The following is a 22,195-nucleotide window of genomic DNA, read 5'->3' as shown; positions in this document are numbered from 1 at the left end:
CCCTTGACATGGGATCTGTGATCACCCCAGTCAAAACAACTTAATTTGAAGGAGCAACCATCATGCTGAAAAAAGCATTCGTCTTGATAGCCGCCGTGCTGCTGGTCACAGCGACCGCCGGACTTTCCCTTGCCGCCATCACTGCTGAACAGGCCGCCCGCCTCGGGCAGGATCTGACCCCCTTAGGCGCTGAACGCGCCGGCAACGCCGACGGTACCATTCCCGCCTGGGAAGGGGGAATCACTACGCCACCTGCCGGTTATGTCAAAGGCCAACACCATATTGACCCCTTTGCCAACGACCAGATTCAATTTACCATCACCGCCGCCAATATTGATCAGTATCGCGACAAGCTGACTGTCGGCCATCAGGCGCTGCTGGAAAACTACGATACCTTCAAGATGAATGTGTATCCGACCCGCCGTAGCGCTTCGGTGCCGCAGCGCATCTATGATGCCACCAAACAGGTTGCCCGGACCGCCGAGCTGGTCAACAATGGCGACGGCGTCAAGGGTACCGTCATCGGCATTCCTTTCCCGCTTCCCACCAGCGGCATTGAAGTGTTGTGGAACCACATGCTGCGCTACCGTGGGGACTTTGCCACCCGCAGTATCGCGCAAGCGGCCATGACCCGCGGCGGTGCCTACACCCTGGTCCAGTTTGAGGACATGTTCAGCCTGGTCTATTCCCAGGAAGGGATGACCGAAGAAAAAATGAACAACCGCATCCTCATGTTCCGCCAGGAGGTCACTGCTCCGGCCCGCCTGGCCGGTGAGGTGCTGCTGGTTCATGAAACCCTCGACCAGGTGGCCGAACCACGCAGTGCCTGGGTCTACAACCCCGGTCAGCGTCGCGTCCGCCGCGCCCCCAATGTCGCCTACGACAACCCCGGCACCGCCTCCGACAGCCTGCGCACCACCGACCAGTTCGACATGTTCAACGGCGCCCCCGACCGCTACGACTGGAAACTTGTCGGCAAAAAAGAGCTGTACGTTCCCTACAACAGCTATAAGCTTCACAGCAATCAACTTAAATATGCCGACGTGCTGACCCCGCTGCACCTGAACCCGGAACATCTGCGCTACGAACTGCATCGGGTCTGGGTGATTGAAGCAACCCTGCGTGAAGGGTCGCGTCATCTGTATAAACAACGTACCTTCTATATTGATGAAGATTCCTGGCAGATTGTCGCCGCCGACCTCTACGACAACCGCGACCAACTCTGGCGGGTATCGGAAGGACACGGCATCAACTATTATGATGTCCCCACCTACTGGACCACGGTGGAAGCTCACTATGATCTGCAGTCGGGGCGCTACCTCGCCATCGGCATGGACAATGAGTCGACGACCTATAACTTTGACGTGACCTTGAGCGAGCAGGACTTTTCTCAGGGGGCCTTGCGCCGCGCCGGACGGCGTTGATCATTAGCGTGACAGGGGCGACGCGAGCGTCGCCCCTGTCACGGCAACACCAGGGCGGGGCGACCCCGCCCCTATGGCCCACCTTCGGGCAATTCATGTAATCTCCCATCGTCCTCGACATAGCAGGTATCTTATGTGTCCCCGCAGCAAAACATCACATCACATTGTCGCCCTGACTTGTCTGCTGATCCTTATCATGGTGCCGATCACTGCCGGTGCCGACAATAATTCCGTCGCTGCCCGCCTGGCACCGGAAGCCCTGCTGCTGGGTGCGGCAAGAGCGGGTGAGGATCTGATCGTTGTTGGTGAGCGCGGCCACCTGTTACGCAGTACCGACCTTGGCAAGAGCTGGCAGCAAATAATCGTCCCGACTCAAGCCACCCTGACCGCAATCACCTTCATTGATCCACAGCATGGCTGGGCAGTCGGTCACGACCTGACTATTTTGAAAACCACTGATGGTGGCCAGAACTGGCACCTGGTACATCAGGACATCGATGAACAACCACCACTGCTGTCGGTGTTTTTTCTCGACATCAACAGAGGCTTTGCCCTGGGCGCCTACGGCACTTTTCTTGAGACTGATGATGGTGGGAGGACCTGGGAGCAACGCTGGATCAGCGAGGATGATTTTCATCTTAATGCTATAGCCGCTGTGGGGGACCATCTTTTCATCGCAGCTGAAGCAGGCATCGTCTATCGCTCTGACGATCAGGGTGAAACCTTTATTGAACTGACCCCGGACTATTCAGGTTCATTTTTCGGCATCCTTCCTTTAAAGGATACCAGCCTCCTGCTGTTTGGTCTGCGCGGCCATCTGTTCCGTTCTGACAACCTTGGCGAAAACTGGCGGCAGCTGCCGACCGACACCGAAGCGGGTCTGACCACCGGGCTGCAGCTTAAGGACGGCACCTCACTGATTGCAGGATTAAGCGGAACGCTGCTGGTCAGTAAGGATCATGGGCAAAGCTACAGTGTACGTCAGGATCCGGATCGCAAAGGATTCAGCAAACTGCTGGAAACAGCTGATGGCGGGGTTCTTGCTGTTGGCGACTTTGGTGTGACCCTGCTGCCACAATCCCTGCTCCGCTAACTGTCGCTACGACGAGAGAAAATCATGAAACGCGATCGGATCACCAACCTGCTGGAAGGTTTGATTTTCGGCAATCGCCCTCTGCTCCTGGGCTTCTTCCTCATTATGACCATCCTGATGGGGATATCCTTAAGCCAACTACGCATTGATGCCGGATTTGCCAAACTGCTCCCCCTTGAACATGAGTACATGCAGACCTACATTGAGCATGGTCAGGAATTTGGCGGTGCCAACCGGGTCATGATCGCCCTGATGGCTAAAGAAGGGGATATCTTTACCGCCGACTTTTTTGAAACCCTTGAGCAGGCTACTGATGACGTTTTTTTCATTCCCGGCGTCGACCGTTCCCAGGTCAGCTCCCTGTTTACCCCCAACGTCCGCTATACCGAAGTGGTTGAAGACGGCATTGCCGGTGGCAATGTGGTTCCTGCTGACTTTACCCCGACAGCGGAAGGGTTGGAACGGGTTCGAGAAAACATTCTGAAAGCCGGCATCGTCGGTCGCCTGGTCGCCAATGATTTCAGCGGCGCCATGATCAGCGCTGAACTGCTGGAAATTGATCCCGGCAGCGGCGAACGGCTTGACTTTATCCACGCCTCTGCCCTGCTCGAAGAGAAGATCCGCGAGACATACCAGAGCGACCGGATCGATGTCCACATCATCGGCTTTGCCAAAGTAGTCGGCGATATTGCTGATGGCGCTCAACGGGTCGTCCTGTTTTTTCTGATCGCCTTTATCATCACCACGGTTCTGGTGTTTCTCTATACCCGTTCAGTGATCCTCACCCTGATTCCTCTGGCCTGCTCCCTAACCGCAGTGATCTGGCAACTTGGCATGCTGCCGGTTCTCGGCTACGGTATCGACCCGATGGGGCTGCTGGTCCCATTCCTGATTTTTGCCATCGGGGTCAGCCATGCGGTGCAGATGATTACCGCCAACACCGCCGAAGTTCGGGCCGGAGCCCAGCGGATCGATGCCGCCAAAGCCAGCTTTCGACAACTGCTGCTGCCCGGTTTTGTTGCCCTGGCCAGCGACACCATCGGCTTTATCACTATCCGTCTGATCGAAATCCAGGTGATCCAGGAGATGGCAGTCACCGCCAGCCTGGGCGTTGCTGCCATTATTCTGACCAATCTGGTCCTGCTGCCGATCCTGCTTTCCTATGTCCGAACCGGTAATCGCTATCACCGCCGGGTCAATCAGCAGGTCCAGGTTCTCAAGCCGGTATGGCGATTTTTTGAGCAAGCCGCTGAACCGCGCCCGGCGCGCATCATCATTGGCGTAGCGCTGGTTCTTTTCGCTTTCGGAGCCTGGAAGGGCGCTGATGTCAAGATCGGAGATATGCATCGCGGGGTGCCTGAGCTGCGTACCGATTCGCGCTATAATATGGACAGTGACGTTATCACCACCCATTTTTCCATCGGCGTTGATCTGCTGTCGGTGATTGTCGAAACCGAGGCGGACGGCTGCATCGACTATGACATTATGTCCGCCGTCGACCGTTTTGCCTGGCACATGAACAATGTTCCCGGAGTGCAGTCGGTGGTCGGGCTGCCGGGAATCGCCAAAACCATCTATTCCGGCTGGAACGAAGGCAGCCTGAAATGGCGGGTGCTGCCCCGCAATCAGTCGAGCATGGTGCAGGCGGTGGGTTATGTGCCGACCAGCAGCCGCCTGCTTAACTCTGATTGCAGCGTGATGCCGATCATGATCTTCACTGAAGACCATAAGGCCGAAACCATTGACCGGATCGTCGCAGAGGTTAAAAGCTACCGCAACCAGCACCCTTACGAAAACATCTCATTTCGTCTGGCCACCGGCAATGTCGGCGTCATGGCAGCGACCAATGAAGAGGTCTCAGCTGCCCAGTTTCCCATTCTGCTCTATGTCTTTGGTGCCGTCATCCTCCTTTGCTATATCCAGTTCCGCTCGATCAGAGCGGTTCTCTGTATTGTCCTGCCCCTCGGGCTGGTCTCACTGCTCGCTTACGCCCTGATGAGTCTCCTCGAAATCGGCCTGAAGGTTTCTACCTTGCCGGTGGTGGCCTTAGGGGTCGGCGTCGGCGTGGATTACGGTATCTACATTTTCAGTCGACTGCGCAGCAACTTAAGCAAGGGAATGCCCCTGCAACAGGCGTATCTGCACACCCTGGCAGTGACCGGAAACGGTGTTGTATTTACTGGTGCCACTCTCGCTATCGGCGTCGCCACCTGGATCTTTTCGCCTCTTAAATTTCAGGCTGACATGGGCATTCTTTTGACCTTCATGTTCCTGGTCAATATGCTTGGCGCGATTCTACTGCTGCCGGCACTAGCCTGCTTGCTGCTACCCAAAAACAAACCCGAACAACCGCAACCCTGACGACAGGACCACAACGACTAATAGATAACGATAGAAAATCGTTTTATTTTTAATTTGACGTGAACGTTAAGGTTAGATATAACTGAGTCATACGACACTAACTGATTGGTATCTGCGCAGCGGTACAGCGCCAGGGAGAAGCTCAGATCATGCCCAGCACACCACATCCGAACTGTCCCTATCAATCGTTGCCGCAGATGTTGCGCCGAACCGCTGAGCAACACGCCGACCGACCGGCCCTCAGCTATAAACGTAGCGGCAGCTATATCACGCTGAACTACCAGCAATTCTACCTCAGGGTGCTGATGACAGCTCGCGGACTGCGCAAAGCCGGGATGCAGTTGGGCGACAATGTCGTAATTTTCTCCGAAAATCGCATTGGTTGGGCCATCGCCGATTTCGGTATTCAAACCGCCGGGGGCGCCAGCGTGCCGATCTACGCCACCAATACCGGCGCCCAAGCTGCTTACATCATTAACCACTGCGCCGCAAAAATCGTCTTTGTCTCAGGACGCCAGCAGTACGAAAAGCTGCTGGGTGTCCGCGATCAACTGCCCCAGGTCGAACTGGTTGTTTCTTTCGAACGTTTTCTCGGTGATCTCAAACTGCCGGTCTATACCCTCAATCAACTTTCCGAAGTTTCCCACCCCCTGACCTCTGACGAGAAAGCACAGATCGAAAAAAATATAGAATCGATTGCTCCCGATCATCTGGCCACAGTAATCTACACGTCGGGCACCACCGGCGAACCCAAAGGGGTGATGCTGAGTCAGTATAATTTGCTCATCAATGCCACCATCGGTCATGAGCATCTTGGTGGAATCAACCCGGACGATATCTTTCTCAGTTTCCTCCCCTTAAGTCATGTTCTTGAGCGTACAGCCGGCTACCACAGCGCCTTGCTGCTCGGTAGCCACATCGCCTTTGCCGAGAGCGTCAACACCGTCCTTGAAAATATCATTGAAATCAAACCAACCTTCATCGTCAGCGTGCCGCGCTTATTTGAAAAGATTCATTCACGGATCTACGAAAGCGTCCATCAGAGTTCATCTCTAAAACGACAGTTATTCCACCGCGCCGTTGACATCGGGCGCGAATATGTACGCAGACGCTACCTTGACAATCAGCCGGTGGGGCTGCTGGGGCTGAAGTACCGGATCTATGACAAACTGGTGTTCAGCAAAATCCGCGCAAAATTCGGCGGGAACCTGCGCTCGTTCATCTGCGGCGGCGCACCTCTGGACAAAACCGTTAATGAATTTATGTGGGTTATCGGCCTGCCGGTCTTTGAGGGCTACGGGTTGACCGAAACCAGTCCGGCGGTCACCCTGAATAATCGCCGGCATCTGCGCTTCGGTTCGGTCGGAATCCCGTTGGAAGGGACACAGCTGAAACTGGCTGAGGATGGCGAGCTGCTGATCAAGGGGCCACAGGTGATGCAGGGCTACTATAAAGATGACAAGACGACGGCTGCAGCCATGGATGACGGCTGGTTTAAAAGTGGTGATATTGCCACCATTGATGAACAGGGGTTCGTCACCATCGTCGACCGAAAAAAAGAGATCATCATAACCGCTGCCGGCAAGAACATCCCTCCTCAGCCGCTGGAAAATGCCCTGAAGTTGGATAAATATATTTCCCAGGCTTTTGTTTACGGCGACGCCAAGCCTTATCTGGTGGCACTGCTGACACCGAGCCTGGAGCGGCTGATCGAACTGGCACAGCGGGAGAAACTTGACTATCTGGCCGTTGACGAACTGGTCACCAACCGACGGGTTCTGGAACTGTTCAAGGAGCGGGTTGAGCTGTTCAACCAGTCCCAACCCTCCTATCAAACGATTAAAAAATTTGCCCTGCTACCGCGGGAGTTTTCCATTGAAGGCGGCGAGCTGACCCCGACCATGAAACAGAAACGTAAGGAAATCTACGCCATACACAAAGATCAGATAGACCAACTCTATCTGACCAACGGAGGTGAAAAATGAGACAGATCAAACGCGTCGCCGTGTTAGGCGCCGGAGTCATGGGAGCCACCATTGCTGCGCATCTGGCCAACGCCGGACTCGATGTGCTGCTCCTTGACATCATTCCCAAAGAACCGAATGCTGATGAACAGGCCCAGGGCCTGACTCTGGAAAGTCCACAGGTGCGCAACCGGATCACCCGTGACGGCCTGGCGGGATTAACGAAAATGAAACCGGCCCCCTTCTACCTGTCGACCTACGCCGACCGGATCAGCATTGGTAATCTGGAGGATGATCTGTCACAGCTCAACCATTGCGATTGGGTGATTGAGGTTGTCATCGAGCATCTGCCGATCAAAAAACAGTTGTTCGAAAAACTGATCCCGCATCTGGCACCGGGAGCGATCCTCTCCTCCAACACCAGCGGCTTGTCGATCAACGAGATGGCGCAGGTGTTGCCCCCCGAGGTCCGTAAAAACTTTCTGATTACCCATTTTTTCAACCCGCCCCGTTACATGCGCCTGCTGGAAATTGTCCCCTGCCGGGAAACCGACCCCGCGGTCGTGGCCGGCATGGCAGACTTCATCAGCCGCCGCCTCGGTAAAGGGATCGTCTACGCCAAAGACACACCCAACTTTATTGCCAACCGGATCGGTGTGTACGCCATCTTCAAAGGAATCGAGCACATGTTGGCCATGGGGATGACCGTCGAAGAGGTTGATGCCATTGCCGGACCGGCTACAGCGCGCCCTAAGTCCGCTGCTTTTCGGACCGTTGACCTGGTCGGCATCGACACCCTGGCGCACATCTGTAAAAACTCCTACGAACTGCTCAAAGACGACGAACAGCGGGACACCTTCGTTGTCCCTGAGTTCATGCAGCAGATGATCGACAAGGGCCTGCTCGGCAACAAGAGCAAGGCGGGATTCTACAAAAAACAGCAGGTCGAAGGACAGCGTCAGATCCTCTACTACGACTACACCAGTGGTGAATTCAAGCCGGCGCAGAAACCGAAATTTGCTTCGATTACAGCGGTCAACATGGTCGATGATCCGGCGCAGAAGATCAAGATGGTGGTGACCGGACAGGACAAGGCGGCCGAATACGCCTGGAAGACCCTGCGCGACACCCTGATCTACACGGTCAACCGGATTCCGGAAATTGCTGACGACGTACTCAACATCGATAACGCCATGAAATGGGGCTTCAACTGGGAGATCGGCCCCTTTGAAATGCTTGACGCCATTGGCGTTGCCGCGTTTGTCAAGCGGGCTGAGCAGGAAGGCATGGCGGTGCCCGCAGTGTTGAAGAACGTTGCCTCCTTTTACCGGTTCAACGACGCAGGGCAGAAAGAGTATTTTGATCTGACCAGCGGAGAATATCGCCCCGTCCCCTTAAAACCGGGCGAGATCAACCTGCAGATTCTGAAAAAAAGCAGTGGTGTGGTTGAGAAAAATGCCAATTGCTCGTTGCTCGACCTGGGCGACGGGGTCTTCGGGTTTGAATTTCACTCCAAGATGAACGCCATCAGCGGCGATATCCTGGCGATGACCCACAAAGCGATCAAGCGCGCAGAAACAGAGGGTATCGGGCTGGTCATCGGCAATCAGGGGGCCAACTTTTCTGTCGGCGCCAACCTGATGCTGCTGGCCGTGGCGATGGCGGAAGGCGCCTATGAGGACATCGACATGATGATTCGCGCCTTCCAGAAGGCCACCATGGCGGTCAAATATTCCGAGGTGCCGGTGGTCGCCGCACCTTTCGGTATGACCCTCGGCGGCGGTTGTGAATTCAGCCTCCACGCCGATGCCATCAATGCCTATGCGGAAACCTACATGGGACTAGTGGAGATCGGCGTTGGTCTGATCCCGGCGGGGGGCGGGACCAAGGAAATGTGCCTGCGTGCGGTTGAGCTGGCGCAAGCCTACGAGATTGACCCGACCCCCTTTATCTTCAAGCACTTCAAGCAGATCGGCATGGCCACCGTATCAATGGGCGCGGCTGAAATGTATGGACTGAACTACATGCGCCGGGGTGACAGCATCAGCATGGATATCGACCGCCTGATTACTGATGCCAAACAGAAGGTGCTCGGCCTGGCCGTTAACTACCGGCCACAGAAGTCGCTGGAAAATATTCCGGCACCGGGGCGCAATATCGCGGCCAGCATCAAAACCAGCCTCTGGAATATGGAACAGGGAGGCTATGTCACCCCCTACGAAAAAGAGATCGGCGGCATCATCGCAGATGTCATCTGTGGCGGTGATGTTGCCGCCGGCACCTTGATTTCCGAGGACTACCTGCTGCAACTGGAACGTCAGGCGTTCCTCAAACTCTGCGGCAACAAGAAAACCGCCGAGCGGATACAGCACATGCTGAAAAAAGGGAAGCCGCTGCGTAATTAATCAGAACCCGCTGGCAGGGGCACGATACACCACGCCCTTACGGATCTATATGGAGGAAAATCATCATGAAAACAGCATATATACTCGCTGCCTACCGGACTCCAGGCTGCCGGGCGAAAAAGGGTGGTTTCAAGGATATGCGCCCGGACGATCTGGCCGCCGCCGCCATCAAGGGGCTGATCGAACACACCGGGATCGACCCCATGAGCATTGACGATGTCCTGATCGGTTGCGCCTTCCCGGAAGCGGAACAGGGGATGAACTTTGCCCGCATCGCAGCGTTGAAAGCCGGTCTCCCCTACCAGGTGCCGGCCCAGACCATCAACCGCTTCTGTTCCTCCGGACTGCAGACCATCGCCACTGCGGCCGAACGGATTATCGCCGGTTTTGCTGACTGCATTGTTGCCGGCGGCGCCGAATCGATGACCGTAGTTCCGATGGGGGGCAATAAATACAGTGCCAACCCCGGACTGGCTGCCACCTGGCCGGAAAGCTACGCCTCCATGGGGATCACCGCCGAACTGGTGGCCGACAAATATGCCATCAACCGTGAGCAACAGGATCTTTTTGCCGTCGGCAGCCACCAGAAAGCGGCTGCAGCAATTGCTGCCGACCGATTCAAGGATGAAATCATCCCGGTCGAAGTGGAAGAAACCCTTATTATCAACAACAACCTCCAGAAACATCGAAAACTGATCAGCATTGATGATGGTGTGCGCGCCGACACCAGCCTTGAGGGCCTTGCCAAACTGACCCCCGCCTTCAAACTGAATGGCACGGTCACTGCCGGAAACAGCTCACAGATGACCGATGGCGCGGCGGCGGTGCTGGTTGTGTCGGAAGAATTCCTTCACAGTATCAGCGCCAAGCCACTGGCACGCTTTGTCAGCTTTGCGGTCAAAGGGGTCCCCCCGGAGATCATGGGGATCGGTCCGGTCGAGGCGATCCCGGCCGCACTCAAGATGGCCGGGCTGAAACACAGCGACATTGGTCTGATCGAACTCAACGAGGCCTTCGCCGCCCAGTCCCTGGCCGTCATCCAGGAACTCGATCTGAATCCGGCGCTGATCAACGTCAATGGCGGCGCCATCGCTCTGGGACACCCCTTAGGTTGCACCGGCGCCAAACTGACCGCCACCTTGCTGCATGAGATGCAACGCCGCGACAGCCATTATGGCATGGTCTCCATGTGCATCGGGGGCGGCATGGGGGCGGCAGGAATCTTCGAGAAAATCTAGATTCTGCTGCTAAGTTTGCGTCCGGCCGGAACCTCCGGAAACTTAAGGTTAATCAACATCACTTTATAATTATATTTGCGAGGTACTTATGATGGCTGGAAAGATCAGGAAGGGCGGAGATTTTCTCATTGAGGAGACAATATGCCAGGATGTTTTTACCCCGGAGGATTTTAGTGACGAGCAACGCGCTTTCGCGGAAACGACGGAGAAGTTTGTCACCGAGGAAATTCTGCCTCACCATGAAGAGATTGAAAATCAGGATTTTTCCCATGTTGTCGCGGGCATGCGCAAGTGTGGTGAACTCGGTCTGCTGATGATGGATGCCGCCGAGGAGGATGGCGGCCTGGAACTGGACAAAGCGTCAAGTATGCTGGTCGGTGAAAAGATCTCCACCAGCGGTTCCTTCTCCGTCGCTTTTGCTGCCCACACCGGCATCGGCACTCTGCCGTTAATCTATTACGGTACGGCCCAGCAAAAAGAGAAATACCTGGAAAAGATCATCAGCGGAGAATGGTGTTCTGCCTATTGCCTGACCGAACCCGGGTCCGGCAGCGATGCCTTGAGCGCCCAGACCAGCGCCACCTTAAGCGCAGACGGCAGCCATTACCTGCTCAACGGCACCAAGCAATACATCACCAATGGGGGGTTTGCCGAACTGTTCACCGTCTTTGCAAAAATCGACAAAGAGCATTTTACCGCTTTTCTGGTGGAAAAAAGCTTCCCCGGTCTGATCGTCGGCAATGAAGAGAAAAAAATGGGGATCAAGGGCAGCTCAACCACCCAGATCATTCTCGACAACTGCCGGGTGCCGGTGGAGAACGTCCTGGGTGACATCGGCAAAGGCCATAAAATTGCCTTCAACGTCCTGAATGTCGGCCGCTTCAAGCTCGGCGCCTGTGTGACTGGTGCGGCCAAAATGGCCCTTGGAGAAGGACTCCGCTATGCCAACGAACGCAAGCAGTTCGGCCGGCCGATTTCCGCCTTTGGTGCTATTCAGGAGAAGATTGCCGATCTCAGTGCAGCCATCTATGCCTCCGAGTCACTGGTTTACCGTCTGGCCGGATTGCTTGACGACAAGCTGGCCACCATCGAAAAAGGGATTCCCGATTATTACGAACAGTATCAGAAAGCCATCGAAGAATACGCCGCCGAGTGTGGTATTTCGAAGGTGTTCTGCAGCGATGTTCTGGCTAAAACTGTCGATGAAGTGGTGCAGATCCATGGCGGTTACGGTTTCTGCAGCGAGTATCCAGCCGAGCGCTACTACCGCGATGAGCGGATCAACCGGATTTTTGAAGGCACCAACGAGATCAATCGTCTGCTGATTACCGGGATGATTCTGCGCCGCTCCATGAAAGGGGAATTGCCCCTGCAGAGTGAAGCAATGAAAGCCTTCGAAGCACTGATGACACCCTCCTTCGAAGAGATCGACACCAGCATTCCCTTCGCCACAGAAAAAGTCACCATCCAGAATCTGAAGACTTTATTCCTTATTTTAGCAGGTGCCGCCGTTCAGAAATTTATGGAAAAAATTTCCGATGAACAGGAAATCCTGATCGCGGCCGCGGATATCATCATTCAGATTTTTGCCATCGAAAGTGCCGTTCTGCGTGCCGAAAAGATCAGCGCGGGCTTAAGTCAAGCACGCCGGGAACAGCTGGCTGCAGCGGTTAAAGTTTTCACCTTCAATGCCACTGAGGAGGCGGCCAGCGCCGCCCGTAAAGCGGCCTATTTTGTCGAAGAGGGGGACACCCTGACCATGATCCTGTCCGGCGTGCGGCGTTTTACCAAATACGATGCCGGTGGCCTGCTCAGTGCCAAACGGACTCTTGCAAAGGCCGCTATTGACGCTGAAAAATATCTGTTTTGAGTCAGCAGATGGTGCCGCAACAGCATACCCTGAAAACCCCCTATCTGGTTGGCCCGGTTCATTGTTATACAGCAACCATCGGAGATGATCCGGTGCTGTTTGATACCGGGCCGCCAACACCGGAAGCCCGGAACTATCTGCAGCGGCACCTCGATCTGAAGCACCTGCGCCATGTCATTATCAGCCACTGTCATATTGATCATTACGGGCTGGCCCACTGGCTGGAGCAGAAGACCGATGCAACCATCTATCTGCCGTTTCGTGACAGCCTGAAAATCGAGCGGCACGAACAACGACTGCAATTAATGTACGAGCTGCTGCAGTTTTTTGGCTTCAGCAACGAATTCCTCAGCCGTTTTGCGGCCAGCATGGAAGACGGTTCGGTATTTCCCACTCTGCCGACCCGCTACCGCATCATTGAGGACGACCTGCCCCCCCATCTTGGCATTGAGGTGACCTCCTGTCCGGGGCATTCCCAGAGCGATCTGGTTCTGGCCGGCGCCACCTGGGCCGTCACCGGTGATGTGCTGCTGCGCGGAATATTTCAGTCACCACTGCTCGATGTCGATCTGCTCAGCGGTGAACGTTTCCGCAATTACGACGCCTATTGTGCCACCTTGCTTAAACTGGCCGGACTGCGCGACAAGACCATTCTGCCTGGCCATCGTTATTCCATCGAAAGTGTCGATACCAATATCATTTTTTACGTTACCAAACTGCTGGAGCGCGGCGCGAAGGTCAAGCAGATCGACCCGGCGCGTTCCGTCGCCGAAGTCGCTCAGGAACTCCTTGCCGGCAAACCATGTCCACCATTCGCCGTTTACCTGAAAGCCTCGGAGCTGGTTTTTATCCGTGACTTTCTTGCTCAACCCGATGCGCTGCGCCGGGCACTGGAGACCATCGGTCTGTTTTCGACGGTTTCGGATCTCTACCACGCGGCACTGGCACCCTGACGTTAAAAAACCGCAGCAGGTCCTGGTTGTCGGTGGCGGCCGCAGTATCACGTAGCTGCCTTTCAAATCAGAAGCTTACTTGAATTTTTATCGGAACGGATGACCCATGACAAACGACAGTTCTCTTATCACCACCGAAGTCAGTGATAAAATTCTGCGGATCGGGATTGCGCGCCCGGAGAAACGTAACGCCCTGACTATGGCAATGTATGACGCCATGAGTACTGCGCTGGAGGCCACCGAACAGGATCGACAGGTACGGGTCATTCTGCTGCACGGCACGGCCAGTTGCTTCACCAGCGGCAATGACCTGTCTGATTTTGCTAAACACCCGCCGCAGGGGGAAAACAGTCCGGTGTTTCGTTTCCTGCGGACGATCAGCCAGACAACCAAACCCTTGCTGGCCATGGTCAGTGGTCCAGCGGTCGGCATCGGCACCACCATGCTGCTGCATTGTGATCTGGTTTACGCCGACGAGACGGCGCGCTTTCAATTACCCTTCGTCAACCTGGGCCTGTGCCCGGAGGCGGCTTCCAGCTATCTGCTGCCACGCCGGATCGGCCCGCAGCGGGCGGCAGACATGTTGCTGCTGGGTGAAATGGTCGATGCAGCAACAGCCCTGGAATACGGCTTGATCAATCAGCTCTTCGACTCTGCGACCCTGGAAGATCAGGTTCTCGCCAAAGCAACACGGCTGGCAGCCCAGCCTCCAGAGGCTGTGCGACTGACTAAATCCTTGCTCAAGGAGCAGCAGCAGGAACCGATTGCCAACGTCATGCGCAAAGAAGGAGCGCTGTTTCTGCAGCAGCTCGCCAAACCGGAAGCACAGGAAGCCATCAGCGCCTTTCTCCAGAGGCGTAAGGCGGATTTTTCGCAATTCTCATAAATATCCATGCGAATAACGACAGGAGACGACCATGATCTTTGAGCTGACCGACGAACATAAATTGATGCGCCAGATGGTACGGGACTTCTCCGAAGCGGAACTGGCTCCTTCTGCCGCTGAGCGGGATGAACAGGAGCGCTTTGATCGGGCGTTGATGTTTAATCGATTGGCCGAGCTTGGTTTGACCGGGATTATTTTTCCGGAAGAGTATGGTGGGGCTGGTGCCGACTACATCAGCTACGCCATTGCGGTGGAGGAACTGTCGCGGGTCTGCGCGTCAACCGGCGTCACCTTGTCAGCGCACCTTTCCCTCGGCGCCAATCCCCTCTTTCTGTTCGGCACCGAAGAGCAGAAACAGTGCTTTCTCAAACCCCTGGCCGAAGGGCGCACCCTCGGTGCTTTTGGTCTGACCGAGAGCGGTGCCGGCTCTGATGCCGGAGGCACCAAAACCACCGCTGTCAAAGACGGCGATACCTGGGTACTGAACGGCAGCAAGAACTTCATTACCAATGGTGGTGACGCCGAGACCTACATTGTTCTGGCGCGCAGCGATAAAACCGCCGAGAAACATCGGGGAATCAGCGCCTTTATCGTCGAGAAAAATACCCCCGGGTTTTCCTTCGGCAAAAAAGAAAGAAAAATGGGGATTTGTTCTTCCCCCACCATGGAACTGGTATTTGACAGCTGCCGGATTCCGACCGGCAACCTGCTGGGCGAAGAAGGACAAGGGTTCAAGATTGCGATGAAGACCCTCGACGGCGGGCGAATCGGCATCGCCGCCCAGGCATTGGGCATTGCCCAGGGAGCCTTCGAAGCAGCGACCAGCTACGCCAAAGAGCGCAAGCAATTCGATCAGGCCATCCATCATTTTCAGGGGGTTTTATTCAAGCTTGCTGACATGGCAACGGAGATTGAAGCGGCGCGGCTACTGGTCTATCAAGCCGCCTGGCGCGCCGGCAGTGGCCTGGCCTATGGGCAACAGGCAGCGATGGCCAAGATGTTTGCCGCCGATGTCGCCATGCGCGTCACGACCGAAGCGGTTCAGGTGCTTGGTGGCTACGGCTATACCCGGGACTTTCCGCTAGAACGGATGATGCGCGACGCCAAAATCACCCAGATCTACGAAGGCACCAATGAAATCCACCGCCTGGTCATCGGTTCAGCGCTGATGCGCTAAGGGTTCTCAGAGGGACATTGCCCCTGCAATCTCCCCGACCTCCCCCTTTTCCTTTGGCCGGCTTTTCTGCATAATGTCTCGCAGAAGGAGTGCCGTAACAGGAGCCCTTGCCATGGCCGTTATCATCAGTGAGCGCTGCAGCGGCTGCGGTGCGTGCGTTAGCGCGTGCCCTTTTGCTGCCCTGACCCTGCTTACCGACCAGCCCCGGGGACGGGGTAAAAAACGAGCTGTTGTAGACCCCTGTCTCTGCTGCAATTGCGGGGGCTGCATCGATCAGTGCCCCTTGAATGCCATCAATCTCACTCTGAAGTAACAAAGCTTGTCATCGCTGGAGAAGCCAAAAATGGAGTATCCACAGGTTCTAAGAATGCCCCCATGGCATAAAAATCCTGAGGGCAAACCGCGCCGGGTGGGCATCGAGCTGGAGATGAGTGGTCTCACCCTCGAGCAGTTGGCGACAACGGTCGCCGACTTTTTACACCTGGAGATCGAAACTGATGGCCGCTATGCTCGCATCCTGCGTGGTGACGCTGCCGGCGACTGGGTGGTTGAACTTGATTTTAATCTGCTCAAAAAAATGGGGCGTGAAACCCGCGATTCCAGCACCCTGGAAGGAGGCCTTGAAAAATCGGTTGAAGAGGCCATTGCCTGGGCCGCCGAGAGCATTGTACCGATGGAAATTGTTTCCCCACCGCTGCCCTTTGACCGGCTACCGCAGGTAGAAGATCTCATTGCTGAACTGCGCGCGACAGGAGCCAAGGGCACCTCCGATCATATTGTTAATGCCTTCGGCATGCAGTTAAACCCGGAGATACCTGCCGCTGATCCAGCGATCATCGGAGCGATTTTCAAAGCCTTTCTCTGCTGTTACGACTGGATTGTCGAGCGGGTTGCCGTTGACCTCACCCGCCGCATCACCAGCTACGTTGACCCTTTTCCCAACCAATACATTCTCAAAGTGGTCGATCCTATGTACCAGCCTGACATGGACACCCTGATCGACGACTACCTGCATCATAATCCGACCCGCAATCGCGCTCTGGACATGCTTCCCCTGTTTCTCCATCTTGATGAACAACGGGTGCGTCATGTCACCGCTGATGAGCTGATCAAACCACGGCCGACCTTTCACTATCGCCTGCCCAATTGCGATATCCATAAAGCTGACTGGGGCCTTCATCTTTCCTGGAACGACTGGGTCAGAATAGAAGAATTAGCAGCGGATACACAGCGACTCACTGCCTGCTGTGAACGCTTTCAACAGTTACAACGCAATCCATTACGGCGCTGGTTCGGCGATTGGCGCAGCGAATTGGAAAATAAATGGCTGGCCCCCTAAGTAGAACCGCTCCTCGCTCATCGAGCCGGCGCAGATTGCTGACGCGCCTTGGCATGATACTCCTGCTCCTGCTCCTGGCCATCGGCACCTGGGGGTGGTGGACCTTCGTCAGCCCGTTCAATTATTCTCCGCCCAACTCCACTGTTGTTGAAATAGACGCCGGTGAACAGCGAGTTTTTGCCTACGGTACCCTGCGTAATCCGCTGGTGCGCCTGCTCATTACCCGCGAACTGACGGACTCAACCCCGGCACATCTGCCCGGTTACCGCAAACTGGGACTTGATATTACTGAAGTTGGATCGGCGAAAACCAAAGGAGTGGTCTTTAGCGTAACCCCACAAGGGCTGCGACGTCTCGATCGCTATGAACGGCTGGGAGAACGCTACCATCGCCTCCAATTAACCCTGGCGGACGGCCAACCCGCATGGGTTTATCAACGGCTATAAGGGAGCAGACCTGGGACCGCAGATAGCGCTCAGATTTCCTGCCGCTTTCGGGTTAACATAACCTCTGAACTACTGTTCCCTTCGATGTTTATATTTATTCAACATTTCCAGCGGGATGTGACAGTAATCAGAAGGGCATCGCGCCAGACGATCCTGATGCTCCTCTGCACTTTTTACATAGTGAGCAAGGGGAAGCACTTCAACAACAATGTTTTCCGCATCGGCTCTGGTATCAATAAACCGCCGAGCTATTTCTAAGTGTTGCGGAGCCCTACTGTAGATCCCTGTTCGGTATTTCAACCCCACATCTTCTCCCTGTCGGTTGACACTATAGGGATCAATAATTTCAAAAAAACATCTCAACAGGTGCTCCAGCGTCGTGCGATCAGCGTCAAAGAGGGTTTTCACGCACTCGGCGTAACCATCGTACTCACCATCAAGGGAATTGGTCCTGCCATTGGCCCGCCCGGCCTCGGTCAGGATTACCCCTGGCAGGGTTTTAACAAAGGCCTGAACGCCCCACAAACAGCCACCGGCAAAATAGATGGTCTCAAGTCTCATGGCGCTTATCTCTGCTCCAGCAACCCTTGCAAAGCCGGGCTGGAATAGCTGGTCATCTCCGTGTTGTGGTGAATAATAAAGTACGCGGCAATCTGGTGTTCTTCGCAGAACTGCCTGCCGCGATGCTCTCCCATCACCATCAATGCCGTCGCCAGAGCATCCGCCCGGGCAGCAAGAGGGTCAAGAACCGTTGCTGAGGCAAGTTGATGTTGGATTGGCTTGCCGCTGACCGGATCGATGGTATGAACATAGCGGCGGCCGTTTTCCTCGTAATAATTTCGATAATTCCCTGAGGTTGCCAATGCGATATCGGTCAAGGGAAAAATTGCTGCTACCTTGCGGCTGCTGTCCAACGGCTGCTCAATGGCAACGCGCCAGGGACTGCCATCGTTGCGCACCCCCCTCATTTTCAGCTCACCACCAATTTCTACCAGGTAATGTTCGATCTGCTGCTGGTCAAGGTAGTGGGCCAGCAGATCAACGGCGTATCCTTTGGCTATAGCTGCGAAATCGATCCGCAGCTGCGGAATTTTTTTACGGATCGCCGCAGGATCGCGGCGCAGCTCCAGATTTTCGTAACCGACGGCAGCGAGAACCGCCGCTATCTGTTCAGAGGTAGGGGGTGAAGATTGCCGCGGTCGTGCACCGAAGCCCCAGAGTTCAACCAGGGGCCCAACACTGACATCAAAGGCCCCATCCGTCAGGCGGCTGATCTCCAGCGCCAACGCAACCACCCGAGCGGTATCTTCACTGACTGGAAACCAGTCGTTGCCGGAGTCCTGATTAAAACGGGAAATCTCTGATGAAGAATCATACGTCGACATCAGCGCGTTGAGGCCGTCAAGGCGCTGATGCAATCCAGCCTTGATCCCGGCTAAATCTGAGGTGTTGGTAGAACGCAATGCAACGGACCAGGTCGTGCCCATGGTCTGCCCTGACAACTGCAAATAGGGGTCCGTTGCCGGCTGCTGCTGACAGCCTGTTACTGACAGCAAAACAACACAAGCAATCAACAACAAACGCAAAATAGCCCTCATCAACGCCTGATCCTGCCGTGCCAATCAGCAAGCGCCGCGAGCAGCTCGCGTATCTGCTTCTGTATCTTGTCATCAACCAGATTCCCCTGCGGGTCAAAGCTGCTCCCGAAAGCATGGCAGAAGATTTCCGGCTTGTTAAGGGGATGCAGATTGAGGTAAACGCAAACCTGGCGCAGGTGATACTGGGCCCTGGCACCCCCCTGGCCACCACCTGAACTCATGATCGCCACTGGCTTGCCCGCCAACAGATGATTGTCCGGAGCCCGCGACAACCAGTCGAGAGCATTTTTAAGCGCCGGGGCCAGGGAATAATTGTATTCCGGACAGGCCAGCAACAGAGCATCGGCCCCTTCAGCCTGGTGCATCAAGGTCAACACCGCTTCAGCTTGATCGTGCTGATGATCGGCATTAAAAAAAGGGATTTCACTCAGATCCGCTGTTTCTATCTGCATTCCCTCCGGGGCGCAATTCTGAGCCCAGCGCAGTAGTCCCCGGTTGGTCGAGGCTTTGCGCAGGCTGCCACTGATCCCTAATACGTTGATCGCTTCCATAGGCGAATATCCTCAACTGTTGGTGTTTGTCGTTTGCCACATTGTGACCCACGAGTTCCCTGCTAAAGAACAAATTAACCCTTTATTATTGTCCTGGGACAATGAGTAAGTATTTATTTTTATGTTGACTTTCTTCTGTTTCTGTAAGAATCTGGGCATCCGAAGAGAAAACATAACTTCGTTCTATTTTTTCGATGCACGTCCTGATAAACCATGAATTATTGAAAAACAGTCTCTAAAGGTAGCACAGAATGATCCTGAAAAGGATCAATAAGCCGATGGCCTTTACGCCTCGAACCATACATAAATGAGGTTTCTCCATGAGTTTTTTTCGTAATCTTTACGCCTGGCTGGAAAAACGCTTCTTTTTCAATCTGACCCTTAAGCTTTCCGGCAACATCGGACTGTTGCTGATACTGCAACTACTTCTACTGGGGATTCTTTTCTTCAATATCAACGGACTGCGCGAACTGGCGGGCAGTACCGGCATGACGAATCCCGATCAGATTGCAGCGCTTGCCGACCGCACTCTCTGGCAAGCGGTCGTGATTATCGGTATCTCGGTAGCAGCGATGATCGGTTCATTATTATTTATGATCTATCTGATCGTGCACCCGGTCCATAAACTGAATCAGCAACTGGCAGCGATGACTTCCGGTGACATGAATCTTACGGGTCAGCTTACGGTCGAAACCCACGATGAATTTCGTGACCTGGCTAAAAACTACAACGATTTTGTAATCCGCCTTAAACAGACGGTTCTGACGTTGCGACGGATGGGCATCAATACGGCGGTGGGTGCTGCCACCGTGGTGACCCAGGCCCGGGAGGCATCAACCAGGGCCTGTGAACAGGGCGAGCTGTCGCGCCTGGTATTCGGTAACAGTCAGGTTGCCACCCAAACCCTGAATACGATTTCCGATAGCACCCAGAAGATTGCTTCCTCTACCTCAGACAATCTCGATTCCGCGCGCCAATCGATGAACGAACTGAAGGCGGTTAACCAGAACATGGGAACCATGTTGGCACAGATCCACCAGCATGACCTGTCGATTAAAGAGATGGGGGTCAAATCCCGCGACATTCGCAAGATCATCTCCACCATTCAGGGGATATCGTTCCAGACCGGGTTGCTCTCCCTTAATGCAGCGGTAGAAGCGGCCCGCGCCGGCCAGGCGGGCAAGGGCTTTTCTGTAGTTGCCAGTGAGGTAAAAAAACTGGCCGAACAGGCCAACCAGGCCAGTGAACAGATTGCCGGTCAAATCACTGATATGTTGGCCAGTATTGACCGCGCCCTAAGTGAGTCCAAAGCAATTAATGAGGCTGCCGGCAACACCATGAACGCTTCACAAACCGCCTATGACAGCTACGAAGGGATGATCAGGGACTTTGAAGCAAACCACAACCTGCTGACCCATATCACCGCTTCGGTTGAAGAGATCTCGGCGGCCACCATGCAGACCCATGAGCAGGTCGAGAACATCAATGAATTAAGCATGATCGTTGCGGAAAAAACCGATTCATCAGAAGAAGTCGCTACCGATTTGCAAAAAACCAGCGAAGATTTGCAGGAGCTGGTATCCCGCTTTATTACCGGCGAAGGACCTTTTGAACAGATTCTAAGCGCCGGGCGGCAATTCCGTGATCAAGCCGCCGAACAAATCACGACCCTGGTGAAATCCGGCAGCAATGTATTCGATACCTCCTACCAGCAGCTTCCCGGCACCCAACCGACCAAATATCGCACCAGCTACGACCAAATCTTTGCCCAGCGCCTGCAACCCCTGTGCGACCAGGTATTGAAACAGGTTGCCTCCGGCATCTATGCCATCTGTGTTGACACCAACGGTTATGCCCCTACCCATAACAGCCAGTACACCAGGCCGCTGAGCGGGGACCCCGATGTGGACACCTTAAATAGCCGCGACAAGCGATTATTTAACGATAAAACTGGCTTACGCAGCGCCCGTAACAGTGAAAACTTTCTACTCCAGACCTATATGCGCGACACCGGGGAAATTCTGAGCGACCTGTCCCTCCCAGTGCAGATCAACAGCAAACATTGGGGAGCGGTGAGAATCGGTTTTGATCCAAAGACTTTGTTGAAATAGACGATCTGTTGGGGCGCAATTTATTGCGCCCTTTTTATACCCTCTAGCGCGTTGAATCACACCCTTAGCTTAAAATTCAACATACCTTGCTCGGTTGGACCGATGTTTCCATGCTTTGACAGGAAAGAATCCGAAACTTATTGTCAAGGGTCAGCGTAATGGAGCAGTGAGGCCGAAAGACTAGCGACCCGCTTTTGTTCCCGCGCTTGTGGCCATTGCCGGGCGGTATGCACCAAAGCCAACACCCACACCGTGTGTCCGTCAATCTCGTATACCAAACAATAGTTTTCATGCGGTATCAGTTCACGGGTGCCTGGAACCCTTCCTGCTTTGCCCATCTTAGGATGCGCGGCTAGTGTTAGTCGCTCAGCAGCACCGCTAAAAAGCTCATCCATATGGACAGCCGCTCCGGGGTTGTCGACCACGATGTAGTCCCAAATATCAGCGCGGTCTTGTTCTGCTTCTGGCGTCCAGACAACGATCATGCCTGATCTGCCGCTACCTGGTTACGCCTGGCAGCGAACACAGCCTCAACTTCATCATTTGATCGACCACGATTGTCGCGCATCGAGGCACGACCGGCTTCGACCTTGCGATGGAGATAGTCGTCATATTCGCGTGCCAAACGGCGTTGTTCGATATAGTCGCGCATCAACTCGCGCATGACCTGAGATGCTGGTCGATCTTCACCGGCCGCCTCGGCCATGAATTCTGCGCGCAGTTCCGGCTCCAGCTTCATCGTGAAAACAGCTTCTTTTGACATAATGCGCTCCCTTGCA

Annotated in this window: 19 protein-coding genes; 14 read left to right on the top strand and 5 right to left on the bottom strand. The window is 54.7% G+C overall.

Translation table 11 applies throughout. From position 1 onward, the window contains the following. The first annotated feature begins 62 nt into the window (after window positions 1-62). The 13 genes from ICT70_RS05015 (at window position 63) to ICT70_RS04955 (ending at window position 17,156) form a co-directional block, all read left to right on the top strand. A complete protein-coding gene (locus ICT70_RS05015; protein WP_191154299.1) occupies window positions 63-1,424 on the top strand; it encodes a DUF1329 domain-containing protein in 1,362 nt (453 codons plus the stop codon). A gap of 133 nt (window positions 1,425-1,557) precedes the next feature. Then, window positions 1,558-2,517 carry a YCF48-related protein gene (locus ICT70_RS05010; RefSeq protein WP_191154298.1) on the top strand — a complete coding sequence of 320 codons (960 nt, stop codon included), beginning with the start codon at window positions 1,558-1,560 and terminating at the stop codon, window positions 2,515-2,517. A 24-nt stretch (window positions 2,518-2,541) separates the two neighbouring features. After that, on the top strand, window positions 2,542-4,878 hold the full coding sequence (locus tag ICT70_RS05005; protein WP_191154297.1) for an efflux RND transporter permease subunit: 2,337 nt from the start codon (window positions 2,542-2,544) through the stop codon (window positions 4,876-4,878). Window positions 4,879-5,027: 149 nt separating this feature from the next. Then, entirely contained in the window at window positions 5,028-6,863 is a 1,836-nt protein-coding gene (locus ICT70_RS05000) for an AMP-dependent synthetase/ligase (RefSeq protein ID WP_191154296.1), read from the top strand. Continuing rightward, window positions 6,860-9,247 carry a 3-hydroxyacyl-CoA dehydrogenase/enoyl-CoA hydratase family protein gene (locus ICT70_RS04995; protein WP_191154295.1) on the top strand — a complete coding sequence of 796 codons (2,388 nt, stop codon included), beginning with the start codon at window positions 6,860-6,862 and terminating at the stop codon, window positions 9,245-9,247. Before ICT70_RS05000 ends, ICT70_RS04995 begins: the two co-directional genes overlap by 4 nt. Window positions 9,248-9,312: 65 nt before the next feature. Beyond that, entirely contained in the window at window positions 9,313-10,485 is a 1,173-nt protein-coding gene (locus ICT70_RS04990) for an acetyl-CoA C-acyltransferase (RefSeq protein ID WP_191154294.1), read from the top strand. 88 nt (window positions 10,486-10,573) lie between these two features. Then, window positions 10,574-12,355: an acyl-CoA dehydrogenase family protein gene (locus tag ICT70_RS04985; RefSeq protein ID WP_337906678.1), complete on the top strand. Its 1,782-nt coding sequence runs from the start codon at window positions 10,574-10,576 to the stop codon at window positions 12,353-12,355. A gap of 8 nt (window positions 12,356-12,363) precedes the next feature. Beyond that, on the top strand, window positions 12,364-13,308 hold the full coding sequence (locus ICT70_RS04980; protein WP_191154293.1) for an MBL fold metallo-hydrolase: 945 nt from the start codon (window positions 12,364-12,366) through the stop codon (window positions 13,306-13,308). A gap of 106 nt (window positions 13,309-13,414) precedes the next feature. Then, window positions 13,415-14,194, top strand: a complete 780-nt coding sequence (locus ICT70_RS04975; protein WP_191154292.1) for an enoyl-CoA hydratase — start codon at window positions 13,415-13,417, stop codon at window positions 14,192-14,194. A 31-nt stretch (window positions 14,195-14,225) separates the two neighbouring features. Further along, window positions 14,226-15,371 (top strand): acyl-CoA dehydrogenase, encoded by a 1,146-nt coding sequence (locus tag ICT70_RS04970; protein WP_191154291.1) that lies wholly within the window; start codon window positions 14,226-14,228, stop codon window positions 15,369-15,371. A gap of 73 nt (window positions 15,372-15,444) precedes the next feature. Further along, a complete protein-coding gene (locus ICT70_RS15235) occupies window positions 15,445-15,684 on the top strand; it encodes a 4Fe-4S binding protein (RefSeq protein WP_420488573.1) in 240 nt (79 codons plus the stop codon). A gap of 30 nt (window positions 15,685-15,714) precedes the next feature. Then, window positions 15,715-16,710, top strand: a complete 996-nt coding sequence (locus tag ICT70_RS04960) for an amidoligase family protein (protein ID WP_191154289.1) — start codon at window positions 15,715-15,717, stop codon at window positions 16,708-16,710. Then, window positions 16,695-17,156, top strand: a complete 462-nt coding sequence (locus tag ICT70_RS04955; RefSeq protein ID WP_191154288.1) for a gamma-glutamylcyclotransferase family protein — start codon at window positions 16,695-16,697, stop codon at window positions 17,154-17,156. The genes ICT70_RS04960 and ICT70_RS04955 overlap by 16 nt, the downstream gene beginning before the upstream one ends. A gap of 69 nt (window positions 17,157-17,225) precedes the next feature. Here ICT70_RS04955 and ICT70_RS04950 read toward each other — a convergent pair whose 3' ends face one another. From ICT70_RS04950 to ICT70_RS04940, 3 genes are read right to left on the bottom strand one after another with little or no spacing between them, the layout of a single operon-like run. Beyond that, the gene (locus tag ICT70_RS04950; protein WP_191154287.1) at window positions 17,226-17,717 is read right to left on the bottom strand and encodes a peptide-methionine (S)-S-oxide reductase; all 492 of its coding nucleotides are present in this window, start codon (window positions 17,715-17,717) and stop codon (window positions 17,226-17,228) included. A gap of 5 nt (window positions 17,718-17,722) precedes the next feature. Continuing rightward, the gene (locus tag ICT70_RS04945; protein WP_224746822.1) at window positions 17,723-18,754 is read right to left on the bottom strand and encodes an FAD:protein FMN transferase; all 1,032 of its coding nucleotides are present in this window, start codon (window positions 18,752-18,754) and stop codon (window positions 17,723-17,725) included. Beyond that, window positions 18,754-19,305, bottom strand: coding sequence for an NADPH-dependent FMN reductase (locus ICT70_RS04940; protein WP_191154285.1), 552 nt, complete (start codon window positions 19,303-19,305; stop codon window positions 18,754-18,756). The genes ICT70_RS04945 and ICT70_RS04940 overlap by 1 nt, the downstream gene beginning before the upstream one ends. 320 nt (window positions 19,306-19,625) lie before the next feature. Between ICT70_RS04940 and ICT70_RS04935 the strand changes: the two genes are divergently transcribed. Continuing rightward, entirely contained in the window at window positions 19,626-21,416 is a 1,791-nt protein-coding gene (locus tag ICT70_RS04935) for a methyl-accepting chemotaxis protein (protein WP_191154284.1), read from the top strand. 143 nt (window positions 21,417-21,559) lie between these two features. Here ICT70_RS04935 and ICT70_RS04930 read toward each other — a convergent pair whose 3' ends face one another. Continuing rightward, entirely contained in the window at window positions 21,560-21,901 is a 342-nt protein-coding gene (locus tag ICT70_RS04930; protein WP_191154283.1) for a type II toxin-antitoxin system RelE/ParE family toxin, read from the bottom strand. Continuing rightward, complete coding sequence (locus ICT70_RS04925; protein ID WP_191154282.1) at window positions 21,898-22,179, bottom strand: antitoxin of toxin-antitoxin stability system; 282 nt, start codon at window positions 22,177-22,179, stop codon at window positions 21,898-21,900. Before ICT70_RS04925 ends, ICT70_RS04930 begins: the two co-directional genes overlap by 4 nt. Window positions 22,180-22,195: the final 16 nt, after the last annotated feature.

Origin of the sequence: Pelovirga terrestris (genome assembly GCF_014773365.1) — a bacterium.
Classification (GTDB): Bacteria; Desulfobacterota; Desulfuromonadia; order Desulfuromonadales; family Geopsychrobacteraceae; genus Pelovirga; species Pelovirga terrestris.
The sequence above is the reverse complement of the archived record's forward strand: the minus strand, read 5'-3'. Positions and strand labels throughout refer to the sequence as shown.